Genomic DNA, 683 nt, shown 5'->3' on the forward strand with positions numbered 1-683 from the left:
GGTTTACCACGGATTCGTTGTATGCATAAATTGCAGGCATAAAAAAAAGACGTACAGTTTTCACTGACGTCTTTTAAGAATATGTCTTATCAAATTGGCTCCCCGAGCTGGGCTTGAACCAGCGACCCACGGATTAACAGTCCGTTGCTCTACCAACTGAGCTATCGGGGAACTTCATAAGAGGCGCGTATAGTAATGATCTAACGCTCCTTGGTCAAGCGTTTATCCAAGAACTTTTTTGATTCTTGAAACAGCATCTTGAAGGACTTCCATGCTCGTCGCGAAGCTGAGTCTCATACACCCTGGCGAACCAAACGCAGAGCCTGGCACTAATGCGACACCAGCTTCTGAAAGGAGTAATTCGGCTAGTTCGATATCTGAGTTTGCAGAACTCTGTTCAATTGCACTGCTGAAGTCAGGGAATACATAAAACGTTCCGTCACCGGCAAGGCAATTGACGCCATTGATGTCATTCAGCGCTTCGACAAGGTAGTCATGGCGCTTTTTGAATTCAACGACCATTGCATCTACGCACTCCTGATCACCAGTTAGTGCAGCGGTAGCGGCAGCTTGTGAGATAGATGCTGGATTTGAGGTGCTTTGTGATTGAATCTTCTTCATTGCTGCAATGACTTTTTGAGGCCCTGCTGCGTAACCAATACGCCAGCCGGTCATGCTGTAAG

At 46.7% G+C, this 683-nt stretch carries 1 protein-coding gene and 1 tRNA gene; both read right to left on the bottom strand.

Features of this window, described 5'->3' with window-relative positions; translation table 11 throughout:
* Window positions 1-95 precede the first annotated feature (95 nt).
* A tRNA-Asn gene (locus A3762_RS00825) sits at window positions 96-171 on the bottom strand.
* A gap of 51 nt (window positions 172-222) precedes the next feature.
* Window positions 223-683: aminotransferase class I/II-fold pyridoxal phosphate-dependent enzyme (locus A3762_RS00830; RefSeq protein ID WP_156493100.1), on the bottom strand; the 461-nt coding region annotated here is incomplete at its 5' end.

It is taken from the genome of Oleiphilus sp. HI0125 (assembly GCF_001635355.1).